16 protein-coding genes are annotated in these 16,305 nt (G+C 69.7%); 1 reads left to right on the top strand and 15 read right to left on the bottom strand.

The window, feature by feature from the left end:
- Positions 1-13 precede the first annotated feature (13 nt).
- From ACYU7G_RS16805 to ACYU7G_RS16745, 13 genes are all read right to left on the bottom strand, one after another.
- Positions 14-1,090: an amidohydrolase family protein gene (locus ACYU7G_RS16805; RefSeq protein ID WP_461109967.1), complete on the bottom strand. Its 1,077-nt coding sequence runs from the start codon at positions 1,088-1,090 to the stop codon at positions 14-16.
- Positions 1,091-1,142: 52 nt separating this feature from the next.
- Positions 1,143-2,705 (bottom strand): signal recognition particle protein, encoded by a 1,563-nt coding sequence (ffh, locus tag ACYU7G_RS16800; protein ID WP_461109965.1) that lies wholly within the window; start codon positions 2,703-2,705, stop codon positions 1,143-1,145.
- A gap of 60 nt (positions 2,706-2,765) precedes the next feature.
- The gene (gene ftsY / locus ACYU7G_RS16795) at positions 2,766-3,923 is read right to left on the bottom strand and encodes a signal recognition particle-docking protein FtsY (RefSeq protein ID WP_461109963.1); all 1,158 of its coding nucleotides are present in this window, start codon (positions 3,921-3,923) and stop codon (positions 2,766-2,768) included.
- A 24-nt stretch (positions 3,924-3,947) separates the two neighbouring features.
- On the bottom strand, positions 3,948-4,151 hold the full coding sequence (locus ACYU7G_RS16790; RefSeq protein WP_461109961.1) for a hypothetical protein: 204 nt from the start codon (positions 4,149-4,151) through the stop codon (positions 3,948-3,950).
- Positions 4,152-4,186: 35 nt separating this feature from the next.
- The gene (smc, locus tag ACYU7G_RS16785; RefSeq protein ID WP_461109960.1) at positions 4,187-7,711 is read right to left on the bottom strand and encodes a chromosome segregation protein SMC; all 3,525 of its coding nucleotides are present in this window, start codon (positions 7,709-7,711) and stop codon (positions 4,187-4,189) included.
- A 1-nt stretch (position 7,712) separates the two neighbouring features.
- A complete protein-coding gene (locus ACYU7G_RS16780; protein ID WP_461109958.1) occupies positions 7,713-8,315 on the bottom strand; it encodes a GtrA family protein in 603 nt (200 codons plus the stop codon).
- Positions 8,315-9,157: a bifunctional DNA-formamidopyrimidine glycosylase/DNA-(apurinic or apyrimidinic site) lyase gene (mutM, locus tag ACYU7G_RS16775; RefSeq protein WP_461109956.1), complete on the bottom strand. Its 843-nt coding sequence runs from the start codon at positions 9,155-9,157 to the stop codon at positions 8,315-8,317. The genes ACYU7G_RS16780 and mutM overlap by 1 nt, the downstream gene beginning before the upstream one ends.
- Positions 9,150-9,836: a ribonuclease III gene (rnc, locus tag ACYU7G_RS16770; protein ID WP_461109955.1), complete on the bottom strand. Its 687-nt coding sequence runs from the start codon at positions 9,834-9,836 to the stop codon at positions 9,150-9,152. The genes mutM and rnc overlap by 8 nt, the downstream gene beginning before the upstream one ends.
- A 23-nt stretch (positions 9,837-9,859) precedes the next feature.
- A complete protein-coding gene (rpmF, locus tag ACYU7G_RS16765) occupies positions 9,860-10,051 on the bottom strand; it encodes a 50S ribosomal protein L32 (RefSeq protein WP_143937900.1) in 192 nt (63 codons plus the stop codon).
- A gap of 30 nt (positions 10,052-10,081) precedes the next feature.
- A complete protein-coding gene (locus ACYU7G_RS16760) occupies positions 10,082-10,630 on the bottom strand; it encodes a YceD family protein (RefSeq protein WP_461109953.1) in 549 nt (182 codons plus the stop codon).
- A gap of 103 nt (positions 10,631-10,733) precedes the next feature.
- A complete protein-coding gene (gene coaD / locus ACYU7G_RS16755) occupies positions 10,734-11,210 on the bottom strand; it encodes a pantetheine-phosphate adenylyltransferase (protein WP_461109951.1) in 477 nt (158 codons plus the stop codon).
- Between the two features lie 2 nt (positions 11,211-11,212).
- Complete coding sequence (locus ACYU7G_RS16750; RefSeq protein ID WP_461109949.1) at positions 11,213-11,797, bottom strand: RsmD family RNA methyltransferase; 585 nt, start codon at positions 11,795-11,797, stop codon at positions 11,213-11,215.
- A complete protein-coding gene (locus tag ACYU7G_RS16745; RefSeq protein WP_461109947.1) occupies positions 11,797-14,001 on the bottom strand; it encodes an ATP-dependent DNA helicase RecG in 2,205 nt (734 codons plus the stop codon). The genes ACYU7G_RS16750 and ACYU7G_RS16745 overlap by 1 nt, the downstream gene beginning before the upstream one ends.
- 123 nt (positions 14,002-14,124) lie before the next feature.
- Between ACYU7G_RS16745 and ACYU7G_RS16740 the strand changes: the two genes are divergently transcribed.
- Entirely contained in the window at positions 14,125-15,051 is a 927-nt protein-coding gene (locus tag ACYU7G_RS16740) for an HNH endonuclease signature motif containing protein (RefSeq protein ID WP_461109945.1), read from the top strand.
- A 44-nt stretch (positions 15,052-15,095) separates the two neighbouring features.
- Here the strand turns inward: ACYU7G_RS16740 and rpmB are convergent, their stop codons facing one another.
- Positions 15,096-15,281, bottom strand: a complete 186-nt coding sequence (rpmB, locus tag ACYU7G_RS16735; protein WP_461109942.1) for a 50S ribosomal protein L28 — start codon at positions 15,279-15,281, stop codon at positions 15,096-15,098.
- Between the two features lie 111 nt (positions 15,282-15,392).
- A complete protein-coding gene (locus ACYU7G_RS16730; RefSeq protein ID WP_461109940.1) occupies positions 15,393-16,274 on the bottom strand; it encodes an alpha/beta fold hydrolase in 882 nt (293 codons plus the stop codon).
- Positions 16,275-16,305 lie beyond the last annotated feature (31 nt).

Below are 16,305 nucleotides of genomic sequence, written 5' to 3'. Positions count from 1 at the left end.
AGCGCGCCAGACGTCAGACGGGAACCCCACGCAGCAGCTTGGCCAAGGGGTTGCGCAGCGTCGGCAGGTGCTCCCGCGGGTCCGCCGCGCACACGATCAGGTCGGCGCTGGCTCCCGGGTTGAGGTTGTCGGCTCCGAGCCAGGCACGGGCTCCCCAGCTGGCCGCCTCGAGCGCGAACGCGGTTCCTCCGAGTCCTGAGAGTTCCGCGATCTCGTCCTGGATCTGCCCGTGCGGCACGACGGTCCCCGCGTCGGTGCCGGCATGGACCTCGATGCCGGCCTCGATGGCGCGCCCGAGCGTCTCGAAGCGTCGCTCGTAGAGGTGCATCAGGTGGTGGGAGAAGTTCGGGTACTTCTCCCTGCCGGGAGCCGCGTAGTCGGGGAAGCGGTTGAGGTTGATCACCGTGGGGACCAGCACTGTGCCGCGGGCCGCCATCTCCTCGATGACGTCATCGGTCATGCCGGTGCCGTGCTCGATGCAGTCGATGCCGGCCGAGACGAGTTCGGCCACGGCCTGCTCCCCGAACACGTGGGCGGTCACCCGGGCGCCCTCGTCGTGGGCGGCGGCGATGGCGGCAGCGGCGACGTCGGCCGGCCAGAGGGGTGCGAGGTCCCCGATGCTGCGGTCGATCCAGTCCCCCACGAGTTTCACCCAGCCGTCCCCGGCGCGGGCCTGGAGGCGGACCTGCTCGACGAGGTCCTCGGGCTCCACCTCGACGCCGAGGTCGCGGATGTAGCGCTTGGGCCTGGCGACGTGCCGGCCGCTGCGGACCAGGCGCGGCAGGTCGGGACGCTCCTGCACCCAGCGGGTGTCGGAGGGGGAACCGGCGTCGCGGATGAGCATCGTGCCGGCGGCGAGGTCCGCACGGGCCTGGGAGAGCGTCGTCGCGTCGTCGACCGCGCCGCCGGGGCCGAGCCCGATGTGGCAGTGCGCGTCCACGAGCCCGGGCAGGATCCAGGCGTTGCGCGCGATGGTGGTGGCGCCGGGCACCGGCTCGGGGCTGACCACTCCGTCGACGACGTAGAGGTCGGTGGGTTCGTCCCCGGGCAGCACTACCCCGTGGATGTGGAACGGTCCGGTTTCACTCATGCCCGAACCCTAGTACCCGGCAATCGGCTCCGAACCCTCGGGGCCCCGTGAGCTACTTGTTCTGGTCGAACATCTTCTGCAGCTCGGGGGGCAACTCGAAGTCGTCCATGGTCTGGGGCGCCTGCTGCTGCTTGGGCTGGTCCAGGCCGAGTTCCTGCTGGCGCCGCTTCGCCGGGTTGCCGGAGACCTTGTGGCCGCGCTTCTTGGCGGCCTTCTTGCCCTGCCGCTTGGCTGCCCGACCCCCACCGCCCGGGGCACCGGGCATACCGGCCATCCCGCCCGGCATTCCCGGCATCCCGGGCATGCCACCTCCGCCGGCCATCCGCTCCATCATCTTGCGGGCCTCGACGAAGCGGTTGACGAGCTGGTTGACGTCGGAGACCTCGGTGCCCGAGCCCTTCGCGATGCGGGCGCGCCTGGAGCCGTTGAGGATGGCGACGTCGTCGCGCTCGGCCGGGGTCATCGACCTGATGATGGCCTCGATCCGGTCCACTTCCTTCTCGTCGATCTCGTTGATGGCGTCCTTGAACTGGCCGGCGCCGGGGAGCATCCCGAAGATCTTGGACAGCGGCCCCATCTTGCGCAGCTGCTGCATCTGGCCGAGGAAGTCGTCCAGGCTGAACTTGGCCTTGCCGCCCATCAGCTTCTCGGCGGCGGCACGCGACTGTTCGGCGTCGAAGGTCTTCTCGGCCTGCTCGATGAGGGTCAGGACGTCGCCCATGCCGAGGATGCGGCTGGCCATGCGGTCCGGGTGGAAGACGTCGAAGTCCCCCAGGCCCTCGCCGTTCGAGGCGAACATGATCGGCTTGCCGACCACCTTCGCGATGGACAGTGCCGCACCGCCGCGGGCGTCGCCGTCGAGCTTGGTGAGGACCACACCGTCGAAGCCGATGCCCTCGTCGAAGGCCTTCGCGGTGTTGACCGCGTCCTGGCCGATCATGGCGTCGACGACGAACAGGACCTCGTCGGGGTTCACGGCGGCCTTGATGTCCGCGGCCTGCTGCATCAGGGTCTCGTCGATGCCGAGACGGCCGGCGGTGTCGACGATCACGACGTCGTAGAGGCGACGCTGGGCGTGCTCGATGGCGTCGCGCGCCACCTTGACGGGGTCACCGACGCCGTTGCCGGGCTCGGGCGCGAAGACGTGCACGCCGGCGCGTTCTCCGACCACCTGGAGCTGGGTGACGGCGTTGGGGCGCTGCAGGTCCGCGGCGACTAGCAGCGGGGCGTGCTTCTCAGCGCGCAGCCACTTGGCCAGCTTTCCGGCGAGGGTGGTCTTTCCGGCGCCCTGCAGGCCGGCCAGCATGATGACCGTGGGCGGACGCTTGGCGAAGCGGATGGTGCGGGCCTCGCCGCCGAGGATGGTGACGAGTTCCTCGTTGACGATCTTGATGATCTGCTGCGAGGGGTTGAGGGCCTTGGACACCTCGACGCCGAGGGTGCGCTCCTTGACCGCCGCGATGAACTCCTTGACGACGCCGAGGTTGACGTCGGCCTCGAGCAGCGCGATGCGGATCTCGCGCATCGTGGTGTCGATGTCGGCCGCTGTCAGGCGACCCTTGGAACGCAGACCCTTGAATACGTCCGCCAACCGGTCCTGGAGCGTGTCGAACACTGGATGCTTGCCCTTCGAAGAAAACTTTGACTCGGGCAAGCATACCGGCAGTGGGGAGGGCTACTCCCCCAGGATGCCGGCGACGAAGCCCTCGGGATCGAAGGGTGCCAGGTCGTCGACACCCTCCCCCAGGCCGATCAGCTTGACGGGGACGCCGAGTTCCCGCTGCACCTGGACGACGATGCCGCCCTTGGCGGAGCCGTCGAGCTTGGTGAGCACGATGCCGGTGACGTCCACCACCTCGGAGAAGATCCGGGCCTGGGTCATGCCGTTCTGACCGGTGGTGGCGTCGAGGACGAGGAGCACCTCGTTGACCGTGGCGCGCTTCTCGACGACGCGCTTGACCTTGCCCAGCTCGTCCATCAGGCCCACCTTGGTGTGTAGTCGGCCGGCGGTGTCGACGAGGACGACGTCGGCGCCGTCGTCGGCTCCCCGGCTGACGGCGTCGAAGGCCACCGATGCGGGGTCGGCGCCCTCGGGGCCACGCACGGTGGGCACCCCCACGCGCTCGCCCCAGGTGGCGAGCTGCTCGGCGGCGGCGGCGCGGAACGTGTCGGCCGCGCCCAGCACGACGGACTTGCCCTCCGCCACCAGCACTCGGGCGAGCTTGCCGACGGTGGTGGTCTTTCCGGTGCCGTTGACGCCGACGACCAGCACGACGGCCGGGTCGTCCTCTCCGGAGTCGAGGTTCAGCGAGCGGTCGAGGCTCGGGTCCACCAGCTTGAGTAGCTCGGCGCGCAGCACCTTCTTCGCGGCCTCGGGGTCCGCGACGCCGTCGACGGCGAGTTGCTTGCGCAGTGCGTCGGTGAGTTCGGTGGTTGGCCCGACGCCGAGGTCGGAGGTGATCAGGGTGGCCTCGAAGTCGTCCCAGACGTCCGCGTCGATCCGGTCGACGCTGAGCAGGTCGGCCAGCGCCCGCGCGAGGACGTTCTGGCTGCCGGAGAGGCGGCGGCGCAGGCGCGCGAACCGGGACTGCGGGGCCTCGATCTCCTCGACGGCCGGGGCCTCGGGTTCCACGGCTACGGGGGCTTGGGACTCCGGGACCTCGATGACCTCGGTCTCGGGCTCTTCGGCCGGCTCCGGGGCGGGCTCGATCGCCTCCGGCTCCTCGGGGGCCTCGATGGCGCGGCGGCCACGGTAGGCGAGGATGCCGCCGCCGATGAGGCAGAGGCCGAGCAGGGCGATGATTAGCCAGAAGATCCAGTCCACGCCCGACATCCTAGCGAGCCCGTCGGTAGCCCCTCACTCGGAGCGCTCGTCCAGCCGCTCGAGGAACTTGGGCGGGTGTCCCTTGCCGTTGAGGTGCCTGCTGGTGGTCTCGGCCACCCGTTCCCACTTGGCGGCGCGGGTGCCGCTGAGCCGGCCGGCCGACAGCGCCACCACCGCCATCAGGCCGAGCGCCAGCACCAGCGTGACGACGATGGCGATCAGGAAGACCCATGGCATGCACGAATCCTACGACGACCGGCGCCGAAATCGCGTCAGGCGAGCCGTTGGCTCACAACTGTCGAGATCCCGTCTCCGCGCATCGTGACCCCGTAGAGCGAGTCGGCGATCTCCATGGTGCGCTTCTGGTGGGTGATGACGATCAGCTGGGACTTCTCGCGCAACTCCTCGTAGATCCCCAGCAGGCGCCCGAGGTTGGCGTCGTCGAGGGCGGCCTCCACCTCGTCGAGGATGTAGAACGGGCTCGGGCGCGCGATGAACAGGCTGACGAGGAAGGCCACCGCCACCAGGGACCGTTCGCCACCCGACAGGAGGGACAACCGCTTCACCTGTTTGCCGGCGGGGCGGGCCTCCACGTCGATGCCGGTGTTGAGCCAGTCGCCCGGCTCGGTGAGCACCAGCCGGCCCTCGCCGCCGGGGAACAGGCGGGGGAACACGTCGTTGAAGGTGGCCTCGACGTCGCGGTAGGCCTGTTCGAAGACCTCCTGGACGCGTCGGTCCACCTCCTCGATGATGTCCACCAGGTCCGCCCTGGTCCGCTTCAGGTCCTCGAGTTGCTCGGCCAGGAATGCGTGCCGCGCCTTCATGGCGTCGAACTCCTCGAGCGCTAGGGGGTTGACCCGGCCGAGGACGGCGAGGTTGCGCTCCGCCTTGCGCAGCCGCGCAGCCTGTTCCTCGCGGACGTAGGGCACGGGGTCCGGCACCTCGTCGTCGTCGGTGAGGGCGGATCCGTCGGGTCGGGTGATGACCGGAACGAGCTCCTCCGGGCCGTACTCCCCCACGAGGGTCTCGGCGTCCAGACCCAGCTCGGAGAGTGCACGGTCCACGAGTTGCTCGATCTTCATGCGGTGCTCGATGCGGACCATCTCGTCACGGTGGGCGCCGCGCACGAGTTCCTCCAGCTTCGCGGTGGCGGCCCGCGCCTCGTGCCTTACCCTGACCACCGTGGCCTCGGCATCGGCCCGGTTCTGCTCGGCCAGGTCCCGCTCCCGGGAGGCCTGCTGCCGCGCCACCTCGACGTGCTCGGCCAACCTGGTGGCCGCCTCGTTGACGCTGCCGGCCACCTCCGCCTCACGCCTCAGCTGCTCGGCCCTCGCCTTCGCCTTCGCGCGGGAGGCCCGTTCGGACTGGGCCGCCCGCAGCAGGCCCTCGGCCCTGCCCGCGAGCGCCTTGGCCTGTTCCTCGGCGGTGCGCAGCGCGAGCCGCGCCTCCATCTCCACCTGCCGGGCGCGCCGGGCCTCGAGGGATTTGTCGTCCCGCTCCGACGGGTCGGGCTCGCTGATCTCCTCGTCCCCCGCGGCCGCGAGACGGGCCTCGAGGGCCTCGAGCTTCTCGGTGTCGCTGACCCTCGCTGCGGTGGCGGCCTCGATCGCCTCCGCGAGCCGCTCGGCCTCCCTGAGTGCCGCGGCCTGCGTCTGTCGGAACTGCCCCAGCTGGTCCGCCACCGCTGCCAGTTCGGCATCCGTTTCGTGGAGCTGTGCCAGCGCTGCCGCCTCGGCGCGCCTGGCGTCCTCGAGGGCGGGCGCGAGCTCGGCCACCCGGAAGCGGATGCGGTCCAGCTCGTGACCCTGCGCCAACAGGGCCTCTTCGGCAGCGGTCAGTTGGGCGGAGAGTTCGAGCAATGACGACGACGCGGCCGAGCCGCCCTCCACCAGCCAGGAGGAGACCAGGTCCCCGTCCCGGGTGACAGCAGTCACGTCACTGTCGGCCTCGACGGCGGCGCGCGCCTCGGCGAGGGAGTCGACCCCCACCACACCGTGCAGCAGGCGTGCGATGGTGCCGCGCAGTTCCTCGGGCGCGCTGATGCGCCCGACGAGGGCTCCCGGCGGACTCGGCCCGTCGAACGCGGCACCTCCGACCACCAGCGGGGCACGCCCCAGGTCCGCCGAGGCGAGGTGCTCGACGGCGTCCACCGCGGGGGCGAGCCCATCGGCGACGATGGCCTCGGCTGCGGCCTGCAGGCCGACGGCGACTGCGTTCTCCCAGCCCGCCTCCACAGTGATCAGGTCCGCTAGGCGGCCACGGATGCCCTCGCGGCCCGACTCGAGCAGGTCCGTCGAACCGTCCCGCCGCTCGGTGGTGAGGCGCAGGGCCTCCACGCGCGCCTCGAGTGCCGCCTTCTCGCGGGCGGCGGCGGTCTCGGCGGCCCTCAGCTCGGCGAGCTGCTCCTCGTGCCGCGCCACGGCGGCGGCGGCGTCCTCGTACTCGGCGTCGAGGTCCGACTCGTTGGCGCCGAGCCCCGCGAGGGAGGACTCGGTGCCGTGGTAGCGCCGTTCGGCCTCGGCGGCACGCTCGGTAGCCTCGTCGCGACGGCGGGCCAGCCGCTCGACCTCCTCCTCGGAGGCCTCGAGCCGGGACTTGATGGAGTTCACCTGTCCCCCAAGCCGGGCCAGGCCCTCGCGGCGGTCCGCGATGGCCCTCAGGGTGGTGGCGTAGGTCTGCTCGGCCGCTGCGTGCTCCTTCTCGGCGGCGTTGCGGCGCAGGGTCGCGTCAGTCAGGGCCTCGTGGGCGGCCTCCACCTGTTTGGCCAGCTCAGCCTCCTTCTGCCTGGCCTCCGCCGCGTCGCGCTCGAGGGCCTCGGGGTCCCGGCCCCCGACGTCGAGCGCCGGCTGCGCCTCCCCGGCTCGCATCCGCTCCGCCGAGATGGAGATGGTGGTCGAGACGCGCTCGCGCAGGCTCGCGAGGGCGTACCACGCCTCCTGGGCCCGGTCGTAGGCTGCACCCGCCTCCCGCAGGGCCTGCTCCGAGGCCTCCTCAGCCTCGGCGGCGCGCCTGACCTCCAACTCGGCGCGCTCCTTGGCGGCGAGCACCGCCGCCTCGTCGGCCAGTTCCTCCGCGAGTGCCTTCTGGGCCCCGGCCAGTTCGTCGGCGAGCAGTCGCGCCTTCGAGTCGCGCAGCTCGGCTTGGATGACCGCGGCCTTGCGCGCCGCCTCGGCCTGTCGGCCGAGCGGCTTCAACTGGCGCTGCAGTTCCCCGATCAAGTCCGTGAGGCGCTCGAGGTTGGCCTTGGTGCCGTCGAGCTTGCGGAGGGCCTTCTCCTTGCGCTTGCGGTGCTTGAGCACACCGGCGGCCTCCTCGATGAAGCCGCGCCGGCTCTCGGGGGTGGCCTGCAGGATGGCGTCGAGCTGGCCCTGCCCGACGATGACGTGCATCTCCCGGCCGATGCCGGAGTCGCTGAGGAGTTCCTGGACGTCGAGCAGCCGGGCCGGGGCACCGTTGATGGAGTACTCGGAGCCGCCGCTGCGGAACATGGTGCGGGTGATGGTGACCTCGGTGTACTCGATCGGCAGCGCGCCGTCGGAGTTGTCGACGGTCAGCTCCACCTCGGCCCTGCCCAGGGGGGCCCGCTTGGCGGTGCCGGCGAAGATGACGTCCTCCATCTTCCCGCCCCGGAGCGACTTCGCTCCCTGTTCCCCCATGACCCAACTGAGGGCGTCCACGACGTTGGACTTGCCGGAGCCGTTCGGCCCCACCACGCAGGTGATCCCCGGTTCAAATGCGAGCGTCGTCGCTGACGCGAAGGACTTGAAACCGCGCAGGGTCAACTGCTTCAGGTACACGTCAGGTGCCCTCCTGTTGGATGTCCTCCGGGTGCTCGGCCTCTTCGGTCTCGTCCAGGGTCCTGATTGCCTTGAAGGTCCAGAACTTGTTGACGAGGAACGTGATCGGAATCGTACACACGATCATTATCAGCTGTGCCCAGTACTTGCGGGTCCGGAACCCGGTGGAGTCGTCGAGAATGTCGGTGGGCAGCGCGATCGGGGAACTCGTGTGCATCAGTGCGGTCAGGATCAGCAGGCCGACTCCCTGCGCGATCAGCCCCACGGTGAGGAACGGGAAGTACTCGCGGAACCAGTTCGCCGAGTGGTGGGACTTGAAGGTCCAGCGACGGTTCAGCTGGAAGTTGAACAGGTTCGCCACGAAGAACGACAGCATCGAGAACACGTGGTACCAGCGCACGTTGAACTCGGAGAACGGGATGTTCCACCACACCTCGGTACCGGCGGCATGGCCCGCGCTCTCCCAGACCAGTGGCAGCAGCTTGCCGACGAAGATGAAGGCGACGAAGTTCACGAACACCCCGAGGCCACCCACCACCCCGAATCGGAACAACTGCCAGATGGACTTCTCGTAGCGCTCGTACTTGGACTTCAGCCACTCCATCAGCGCACGCTTCCTCTCGGCAACCGCTGGCACCTCGTGCACAGGAAGCTGCTGCGGTTGGCGAATTGTCGCCTGACCATCGGGGTCCCGCACCGGTTGCACGGCAGACCCTCACGGCCGTAGGCGTCCAGGGAACGGGCGAAGTAGCCCGACTCGCCGTTGACGTTCACGTACAGCGAGTCGAAGGACGTGCCACCCTGCTGCAGCGCGTCGGCCATGACGTCGCGGGCATGCTCGAGCACCTCGACGGCGCGCTTGCGCGTGAGCCGGTTGGTCGGGTGCTCGAAGTGCAGCCGGGCCCGCCACAGGGATTCGTCGGCGTAGATGTTGCCGATCCCGGACACGAAGCGCTGGTCCAGCAGGGCCCGTTTCACCGTGGTGTTGCGGCGTCTCATGCGCTCGCCCACGGCCTCGGCGTCGAACGCGGGGTCGAAGGGATCGGGTGCGATGTGGGGCACGGGGTTCTCGGCACCGCCCTCGGCCAGGGTGAGGCCGCCGAACATGCGCTGGTCCACGAACCGGAGCTGGCGCCCGTCGTCGAGGTCGAACAGCACGCGGGTGTTGCGGACGAGTTCGTCATCGGCGTCGTTGATCCGGAATTGGCCGCTCATCCCGAGGTGCACGACGAGCGCGTCCTCGGCCAGTGCCAGCCACATGAACTTGCCGCGACGGCGCACCTCGTCGATGGTGCGGCCCTCGAGCGCCGTACGCATCCCCTCGGCGCCGAAGGGGTGCGAACGCACGGGACGCGGGTGCAGCACGGTCAGCTTCTCGATGCGGCGTCCGGTTGCGTGGGAGGCGAGCCCGCGACGAACGACCTCGACCTCTGGCAGTTCAGGCATTGGTGCCGCCGAGCGCCCTGTAGGCGATGGTGGCTGCGCGCTGCTCGGCGAGCTTCTTGCTGGGTGCGGTGCCCGCTCCGCGGGGTTGTCCGTCGACGACGACCGTGGCGGTGAACACGCGCTGGTGGTCCGGGCCGGTGCCGACCACCTCGTAGACCGGCAGGCCCCAGCCGTTGCGCGCCGCGAGCTCCTGCAGGGAGGTCTTGAAGTCGGCGTACTCCCCGTCGGCCTGGGACTGCGCGATCCGCTCGTCCAGGAGCGCGTGGACGAACCGTGCCGACGCGTCCGCTCCGCCGGAGAGGTGGACGGCGCCGATGATGGCCTCGGTGGTGTCGGCCAGGATGGAGGACTTGTCGTTGCCCCCGGTGGCGACCTCGCCCTTGCCGAGCAGGATGTGCCCGCCGAGTTCCAACTCCCGGGCCACCTTGGCCAGGGCGTAGGTGCTGACGACGGAGGCGCGCAGCTTGGCCAACTCCCCCTCGGCGAGTTCCGGGTAGGTGTTGAAGATGTGCTCGGTCACCACGATCTGGAGTACCGCGTCGCCGAGGAACTCAAGCCGCTCGTTGCTCGGGATCCCGCCGTTCTCGTAGGCGTAGCTGCGGTGCGTGCATGCCAACTCGAAGAGCTGGGTGTCCACGTGGACACCCAGCTCCTCAAGTTGTTGTGTGAGTCTGCTCACCCTCGTCGGGGCGGAGGCTCGCGTCAGGCCTGGACGACCTGACGGCGTGCGCCCTTGGGACCGTACTGGCCGCAGGACGGGCAGGCGGTGTGGGACAGGTGACGCTCACGGCAGGCCGGGTTCACGCACTCGACGGTGGGGACGACGGACGTCTTCCACTGCGCACGGCGGGACCGGGTGTTGCTGCGCGACATCTTCCGCTTCGGAACGGCCACGATCTTCTCCTACTACTCAGGTTTGAAAGTTCAGTTGTTCGACTCGACGTCCAGTTCCGCCAGTGCCGCCCAGCGGGCGTCGATGACGGCTTCGTGCTCGTGGGAGGGATCATCGTTCAGGTTGAACCCGCATTCGGGGCACAGACCCAGACAATCCTCCTGGCACAGGGGCGTGAACGGCAGTTCAAGCACCACGGCGTCGCGCAGTACCCCGTCGAGATCGATCGTGTCCTCGACGATCTGCCGCTCGTCCTCCTCCACCTCGTGTCCGGGGTGGAAGAAGAGCTCCTGCAGGCGGAACGTCTCGGAACCATCGATGTCCCTCAGGCACCGGGCACAGGCGCCGTGAATCAGCACGGCGGCCGTCCCCGAGACCAGGACCCCTTCACCCACGGCCTCCAGACGGAGGTCGAGATCGATGGCGGAGCCCTCGGGCACTCCGATCACTTCGAGACCAAGGTCGCCGGGCGCAGGAACACTCTTCCTGACCTCGCGCATCGCGCCGGAGCCGTGCCCCAGCGCCTGGACGTCGAGGACCAGGGGCGAGCGACGATCTGCTTTGCGATGTACGGACGTCATGCGAGCAATCCCTTCGTACGTCGACCATGTTCTCGAAACATGACCGACTGCTTACGATACCTGAGCGGACGTCGTGGCCAAAATCCTCCCACGGGGACCCGGCTCAGTCCCAGTTCCGGTCCGCGATCGCCCTGGCGACGTTGTCCGGGACGTAACGGGTGACGTCGCCCTTCAACTTCATCACGGTGCGCAGGATGGTGCTGGAGAGCGTGACGTGCTCGGCGGCCGCAGGCAGCAGCACGGTCTCGAGCCCGGACAGCCCCTGGTTCATGTGGGCCATCTGGAGTTCGAAGTCGAAGTCCGCACCGAACCTGAGGCCCTTGACGACGGCGGTGATGCCGCGCTGGGCGCAGAAGTCAACGAGCAACCCGTCGATCTCTTCCACCTCGACACCCTCCATGCCCGCGACGGCACCCCTGACCAGGTCCATGCGTTCCTCGCCGAACAGGTACTTCTTCTGGTCGTTGCGGCCCACCCCCACCAGCACCGACCCGAACAGGTCCCGGGCACGGGTGATGATGTCGATGTGCCCGAGGGTGATCGGGTCGAAGGAGCCCGGGCAGAGCACGGGTGCGGTCATCGTCACTCCTGTTCCTCGCGGAGCGCCCCGAAGTGGAGCGTCGTCTCACCGTAGCCGCGTTCCCACACGTCACCGAACGGTTCCGGCCAACTGGGGTCCCCGGACCGCTTGGACCGCTCCACGACGACGAGCGCCTGGGGCAGCAGGGCGTCGCCGGCCACCAGCGAGCCGAGGATGCGTTCGACGGTGGCTGTGGGGACGTCGTAGGGCGGGTCGATGAAGACCAGGTCGAAGCGGCCGGGCGAGGACTTCAACGCGGCGTCGACGGAGCCGGAGTTGACCTCGACTCGCAGGCCCGCCGTGGCGGCGTTCTCCCGGATCAGCGGGCCCGTGCGGTTGTCGACGCACACCACCCTGGCGGCCCCCCGGCTCGCGGCCTCGAGCCCGAGGCCACCGCCACCCGAGTACAGGTCGAGCACCGCGACCCCCTCGAGCTGCTGCGAGGAGTCTGCATCCACGGTCCCGAACCACGTCGCCAGCGAGGAGAACAACGCCTCCTTGACCCGGTCCGTGGTGGGTCTGGTGGCATCGCCCTTCGGGGACGCCAGACGTTTGCCCCGGGCACGGCCCGAGATGATCCTGCTCATCAGCTCTTCTCCAACCAGTCGCCGGCGGCCACGAGTTCGGCTGCGGTCACGAGATCGGCCAGCCGCGGGTCGTCGCCCGCCCGCTCGTCGGCCACGACGCGTTCGGCCAGGACCTTCGCCTGCTGGATCATGGCCGCGTCGGTCAGGACCCGCAGGAGCTTCAGGGAGGACTGCCCGGACTGCGAGGCGCCGAGCACGTCACCCTCGCGCCGCAGCTGCAGGTCCCGCTCCGCCAGCGCGAACCCGTCGGTGCTGGCCACGAGCGCGTCCAGCCGTTCCACGGCGGTGAAGTTCTCGTCGGCCGGGGCGGCCAGCAGCAGGCAGAGCCCGGGGTGGGCGCCACGGCCGATGCGTCCCCGCAACTGGTGCAGCTGGGAAATACCGAAACGGTCCGCGTCCATGACCACCATCACGGTGGCGTTGGGTACGTCGACCCCCACCTCGATCACAGTGGTGGCCACCAGCACGTCGGTCCGTCCGGCCGCGAAGTCCGCCATGGCGGCGTCCCGCTCCGCGACCGGCTGCTTGCCGTGCACCATCCCGAGGCGGAGGCCCTGCAACGGACCTGCCTCGAGCTCGGGCAGCAACTCCGTGACGGCGGTGAGCCCCTCCCCCGCCTCCAGGTCCGCGTCGGTCTGCTTGCCGGTGATGGCCGGGCACACGATGAACGCCTGCCTGCCCTGCACCACCTCCTCGCGGATGCGTTCCCAGGCGCGCTCCACCCAGGTGGGTTGGGTCCGGGTGTCCACACTCACCGTCTGCACCGGGGAGCGTCCCGCCGGGAGCTGGCGCAGTTCGGAGACCGCCAGGTCACCGAACACGGTCATGGCGATGGAGCGGGGGATCGGTGTGGCCGTCATCACGAGGGTGTGGGGCTGGCGTTCGGCCTTGGCGGCCAGCGCAGCCCGCTGCTCCACCCCGAAGCGGTGCTGCTCGTCGATCACCACCAGGCCCAGGTCCTGGAACCTGACCGGGTCGCTGAGCAGGGCATGGGTGCCGACGACGATGCCGGCCTCCCCGCGCTCGATCTCCGCGAGTGTGTCCCGCTTGGCCGCCGCGGAACGGGCACCGGTCAGGAGGGCGACGGAGGTGGCGTCCGGGTGGGCGCCCAGCTGTTGGCCGGCACCGAGCTCGCCGAGGAGCTTGGTGATGGTGGCGTGGTGCTGCTTGGCGAGCACCTCCGTCGGGGCGAGCAGGACGGCCTGGCCGCCGGTGTCCACGACCGCGAGCATGGCCCGCAGTGCGACGATGGTCTTGCCAGAACCCACCTCGCCCTGCAGCAGACGGTGCATCGGGTGGTCCTGGGCCAGGTCCGCGAAGACCTGATCCCCCACCTCCTGCTGGCCCTCGGTGAGGGTGAACGGCAACCGCTGGTCGAAGGCCGCGAGCAGGCCGTCGTCGCGGCGGGGTCGGGGGGTGGCGGCCTGACCCTCGAGCTCCGCCCGTCGGTGCGCCATGGCCAGCTGCATCCCGAACGCCTCGTCGAAGCGGAGCCTCTCGATGCCCTTCGCCGCGTCGGCCTTGTCCACCGGCTCGTGCACCTCGGCCAGCGCCTTGTCCAGGGGCAGCACCCCGGCCTCGGCCACCACCCAGTCCGGCAGCGTGTCCCCCAGCGGCGTGACCGTGGGCAGCACGAGGCTGATGGACTCGGCGATGGTCCAGGTGGGCAGCTTCGCGGTTGCCGGGTACAGGCCCACCATCGTGCTGCGCTGGACGGCGCGTTCCATGTGCTTCTGGACCTCGGACTTCTTGGCCGTCACCTGCCCGGCGGCGTCGATGATGACGAAGTCCGGGTGCGTGAGCTGGAACTCGTTGTTGAACACGCCCACCTTGCCGATGAAGATCCCGCGACTGCCCTGCGTCAACAGACCGGACCACCACTTGGCGAGGTGCGGCTTGGGCGCGAACAGCGTGATGCGCAGGTAGTTGTCCCCGTCGGTGAGGATGGACTCCACCCGGGTGCGGGCGCCGTGCTTGACCTCCGTGCGGTGCACCTTGGCCACCAGGGCGACGTCCTCGCCCACGCGCAGGTCACCCAGGTCACTCATCTCGGTGCCCGGGAGGTAGCGGCGGGGGGTGTGCCTGACCAGGTCACCCACCGTCGTGATGCCGAGCTTCGCGAAGTGCTCGGCCGTCTTCCCACCGACGACGTCACGGAGCCCACGATGCAGTTCCCGCTGGATCTCCGTTCGCCACTTGACCATGCCCGGAAGCCTACAAGTAGCGGCTGACACCCACCGCCGCCGCCGTCTCGGACGCCTGTCCCATGGAACTGTCAGTGCGCCATGACAGTGTGGACCAATGGAACGCAGGGATCCGTTGATCGGATGTCGTTCGGGAGGCTGCTGCGCTTCGCGAGGGGTGCCGTTGCCCAGGCAGACCCGGAGGCGGCAGCCGCCAGGGAGCGCAAGCAGAAGCGTGGCCGTGCCGTCTTCATCGGGAACCACGACTCGGGCACCAGAACCGTGTTCGCGCGGATCGCCACCCGCGACGCCCTCCTGCTCCAGCGGAGCCTCCAGGAACTCGCAGGCGTGATGGTGGAGCACGGAGACACACGCAGCCTCGACCAGCGGCGGGCCTCGGCACTCGGCTGGCTGGCAGACCCGGACCGGGCTGCGAGCTGGCTCTCCGGGGACGCCACCGCCGCACCGCACAAGGGGCGCAGCATCGTGTACGTCCACCTCGCCGCCGAGTCGCTGGGCAGCCAACACGATCCGGACCAGACGCCCGCGGTGGCCCGGGTGGAGGGCATCGGCCCGATCGCCTCGGACCTGCTGCCGGAGTTCCTCAGCGGCACCAACGTCACCGTCCGCCCTGTGGTGGACCTGAACGGCCTCCCACCGGTCGACGCCTACGAGATCCCCCGGATGATCCGCGAGGCAGTGCTCACGCGGCACCCCGTGGACGGGTTCCCGTTCTCCTCGCTGCCCGCACGCCACCTGGACCTGGACCACATCCGGCCGTTCCAGCGGGGCCCGGCGGGCGGCCGGGGGCAGACCCACGTGGACGGCTTGTTGCCGCAGTCCCGCCGCGCGCACCGGGCGAAGACCCGCGGGGACTGGCGGGTGCGGCCCGACTCCCCCGGTGTCGCGGAGTGGACCTCCCCGCTGGGATGGCGCTACCGGGTGAATCCGGACGGCACCACACCGCTGACACGCCCCAGGCTGATGGCCGGGCACCTCAGGATCGCGCGGAGGGCGACGATGCGTGTCCGCACGGTTGGCAAAGGGCGCAAAAAGGCCGATGACCCGTAGCCACGGCCACGGGTCATCGGTACTTGGTTCTGTGTCTGCTCAGGTCAGCGTGAGACCTTGCCGGCCTTCAGGCAGGAGGTGCAGACATTGAGACGCTTGGGGGCGCCGTCGACGGTGGCACGAACGCGCTGGATGTTCGGGTTCCAGCGACGATTGGTCTTCTTCTTGGACCAAGGCACGTTGTGACCGAAGCCGGGTCCCTTGGCGCAAACATCACATACGGCGGCCACTGGAATCTCCCTTGTTGCTTGCCAGACGCAGGATTGCGTCCGGTCGATCGTCAACTGCCCGACGGCGACGGCCGTAGGCAACCTGTAGATCATAACCGAGGCCCGGGTGATTCACAAAGTTGGGTCGAGCACTTCCCGGAGTCGGGCTGCGAACGCGTCCGGCCGCCCGCCCGAGGCCTCATCTGCCACGAAGCTCCCGTGCCCGCCCGGGAAGCCCACCACCGTGAGCCCGAGCGCTTCCGCAGCGCTCCGGGCCCCACGGGCGGCGACCCCGCCACCGGACTCGTCCCCCACGCCGACGCGGATGCGGCCGGACACGGCGGCGATCGCGGACGCGTCAAGTTCATGGCTGGGTCCGTTGTGGATGCTGCCCGCGAGCATCGGGTCATCGCGGGACCCGTCGTCGGTGGTGGGCAGACCGAAGGCCTGCGGCTCTGGTACCGGGGCACGCAGGTAGTCCTCGTCGAGTTCCCCGTCATGCATCACCAGCGTGATGAACCGCGCCATCGCCGGCCCGAAGCCCTCCCGCTGGTAGCTGTCCGCGATGTCGGCCATCGCCTGCCGGACGTGGCGTCGGTCGGGCAGGAACTGGGTCAGTGGCGGTTCGTGAGCAACCAGGAGGTGGACCAACTCGCCGTGGCGTTCCATCAGGGCCAGCGCGTTGATCGCCCCACCGCTCGACGCGAACACGTCCACGGCACCCACGCCGAGCGCGTCGACGAGTGCCGCGAGGTCCGAGGCGTGGTCCGCCGGTCCCAAGAGTCGGTCGTCCTGCGGTGCGCGCACGCTGCGGCCAACACCCCGCGGGTCGTAGGTGACCACCACCCTGTCCGTCATGCGCTGGGCGAGGGCTTCGAACTCCTCGCCGGACATCGGGAAGCCGGCCACCAGAAGCACCGGTTCGTCGCCCGGGTCCGAGAGGTCGCCGTGGACTCGGTAGTGGATGGCGGTGCCCTCCACCTGGATGGAGTGGTTCGTGGTGGATCCGTACATGCCTGCTCCTCGGTTTCGTCTTCGAGACCAA

This window comes from Tessaracoccus terricola (genome assembly GCF_054776555.1).
This window is presented reverse-complemented; position numbering and strand designations above follow the sequence as displayed.

Excerpts from the sequence above, each read along its gene's own strand:
- ACYU7G_RS16740 (WP_461109945.1), top strand. The coding sequence starts at position 14,125 with ATGTCGTTCGGGAGGCTGCTGCGCTTCGCGAGGGGTGCCGTTGCCCAG.
- ACYU7G_RS16790 (WP_461109961.1), bottom strand. The coding sequence starts at position 4,151 with ATGCCATGGGTCTTCCTGATCGCCATCGTCGTCACGCTGGTGCTGGCG.
- ACYU7G_RS16745 (WP_461109947.1), bottom strand. The coding sequence starts at position 14,001 with ATGGTCAAGTGGCGAACGGAGATCCAGCGGGAACTGCATCGTGGGCTC.
- coaD (WP_461109951.1), bottom strand. The coding sequence starts at position 11,210 with ATGACCGCACCCGTGCTCTGCCCGGGCTCCTTCGACCCGATCACCCTC.
- ftsY (WP_461109963.1), bottom strand. The coding sequence starts at position 3,923 with ATGTCGGGCGTGGACTGGATCTTCTGGCTAATCATCGCCCTGCTCGGC.
- ACYU7G_RS16780 (WP_461109958.1), bottom strand. The coding sequence starts at position 8,315 with ATGGAGTGGCTGAAGTCCAAGTACGAGCGCTACGAGAAGTCCATCTGG.
- ACYU7G_RS16805 (WP_461109967.1), bottom strand. The coding sequence starts at position 1,090 with ATGAGTGAAACCGGACCGTTCCACATCCACGGGGTAGTGCTGCCCGGG.
- ACYU7G_RS16730 (WP_461109940.1), bottom strand. The coding sequence starts at position 16,274 with ATGTACGGATCCACCACGAACCACTCCATCCAGGTGGAGGGCACCGCC.
- ACYU7G_RS16750 (WP_461109949.1), bottom strand. The coding sequence starts at position 11,797 with ATGAGCAGGATCATCTCGGGCCGTGCCCGGGGCAAACGTCTGGCGTCC.
- mutM (WP_461109956.1), bottom strand. The coding sequence starts at position 9,157 with ATGCCTGAACTGCCAGAGGTCGAGGTCGTTCGTCGCGGGCTCGCCTCC.
- ACYU7G_RS16760 (WP_461109953.1), bottom strand. The coding sequence starts at position 10,630 with ATGACGTCCGTACATCGCAAAGCAGATCGTCGCTCGCCCCTGGTCCTC.